Source organism: Tenacibaculum sp. L6, from assembly GCF_028823685.1.
Classification (GTDB): Bacteria; Bacteroidota; Bacteroidia; order Flavobacteriales; family Flavobacteriaceae; genus Polaribacter.
The window spans coordinates 1-2,184 of sequence record NZ_JAPEHZ010000122.1; the positions used below are offsets into that span (position 1 = coordinate 1).

At 36.8% G+C, this 2,184-nt stretch carries 1 protein-coding gene; it reads right to left on the bottom strand.

The genetic code is table 11. The annotated features are described in order from the left end of the window. The coding region (locus OU788_RS12150) for an HYR-like domain-containing protein (RefSeq protein WP_446751492.1) at positions 1–2,184 on the bottom strand (2,184 nt) is incomplete at both ends.

Sequence of the window (2,184 nt, forward strand, 5' to 3'; positions counted from 1 at the left end):
TTCTGAATAATTTACTGTAACTGATGAACTACAATTATCTGTCGCTGTTAATACCATAGCTTCTGGAATGGCATCACAACTTATCGTTACATCCGCAGGTAATTCTTCGACAAACTCTGGAGCTACCGTATCTTCTACTGTTACTACTTGAGAGTGTGAAGTTTCATTTCCTGCACAATCTTGAACTGTCCATGTTCTGGTAATTGTATATTCTGTTACACAGTCATCATCTTGTCCTGCAAACTCTTCTGAATAATTTACTGTAACTGATGAACTACAATTATCTGTCGCAGTTAATACCGCTGCTGCTGGAATGGCATCACAACTTACCGTTACATCCGCAGGTAATTCTTCTACAAACTCTGGAGCTACCGTATCTTCTACTGTTACTACTTGAGAATGTGAAGTTTCATTTCCTGCACAATCTTGAACTGTCCATGTTCTAGTAATTGTATATTCTGTTGCACAATCATCATCTTGTCCAGTAATTACTTCACTTGGAATTACGGTTACTGACGGATCACAATTGTCTGTTGCTGTTAAGGTTTCCATTACTGGAATATTATCACAACTTACTGTAATTTCTGCTGCTGGCAACTCTTCTACAAACTCTGGTGCTACTGTGTCTTCTACTGTGATTACTTGAATATGAGTCGTTGTGTTTCCTGAACAATCTGATACCGTCCATTTTCTTGTAATTAAGTATTCAGATCCACAAGCATCATCATCTCCACTTGTTACTTCACTTGGAATTACGGTTACTGATGCATCACAATTATCGGTTGCTGTTAAAGTCTCCATCACTGGGATATTGTCACAACTTACTGTAATTTCTGCTACTGGCAACTCTTCTACAAACTCTGGTGCTACTGTGTCTTCTACTGTGATTACTTGAATATGAGTAGTCGTGTTTCCTGAACAATCTGATACCGTCCATTTTCTTGTAATTAAGTATTCAGATCCACAAGCATCATCATCTCCACTTGTTACTTCACTTGGAATTACGGTTACTGACGGATCACAATTGTCTGTTGCTGTTAAGGTTTCCATTACTGGAATATTATCACAACTTACTGTGATTTCTGCTGCTGGTAACTCCTCTACAAACTCTGGTGCTACTGTATCTTCTACTGTGATTACTTGAATATGAGTAGTTGTGTTTCCTGAACAATCTGATACAGTCCATTTTCTTGTAATTAAGTATTCAGATCCACAAGCATCGTCGTCTCCACTTGTTACTTCACTTGGAATTACGGTTACTGAAGCATCACAGTTATCTGTTGCTGTTAAAGTCTCCATCACTGGAATATTATCACAACTTACTGTAATTTCTGCTGCTGGTAACTCTTCTACAAACTCTGGTGCTACTGTATCATTTATAATAAATTTAGCGCTATTTGTGTCTACAGTGTTTCCACAAGCATCTTTTGCTGTAAAGATTACTTCCACTTCTCCTGTAAAACTACATGTATACGTTAAATCAGTATAATTATTACTCCAAGATACTACGCTACAATCATCATCTGCTGCAGCTCCACCATTACTAGCTAACCAATCATTTAATTCTGTTGTATTACCTGAGCCATCACATTCAACAACTTTGTCTGATGGTTGCTGAGTTATTGCTGGTGGTGTTTCATCTTTAATTAAGTATCCTGCCGTAGTAGTGCTTGAATTTCCACAATCATCAGTAGCTGTAAATGTTACCATGATATAACTTCCATCACATTTTACTGAAGTATCATCTCCATAATTGTTTGTCCATGTTACATTACTACAATTATCAGTTGCAGTTGCTCCTGCATTATTATCTAACCAATCTTGTAAAGTAACTCCTGTATCTCCTACTCCACATTCTATATCAATATTATTTTTGCTTGTTTCATCAATAATTGGTGCCGTATTATCCTTAACTATTATTGTCTGAACCTCTTCAGTAGTGTTTCCACAGTTATCAATAAGACTCCATGTACGAGTAACTATTACTTCTCCTTCACAGCTTCCCGCTGATTCTACATCATTATAACTGGCTTCTAAAGTTGTATCACAGTTATCTGATTCATCTATAACATCTCCAGTAATTCCTACACTAGCATCATAAGCACAGTTGTCATCTTTATAAATTGTAATATCTATTGGTACTGTAAAATCTGGTGCAGTAGTATCTGTTACTGTGATTGTTTG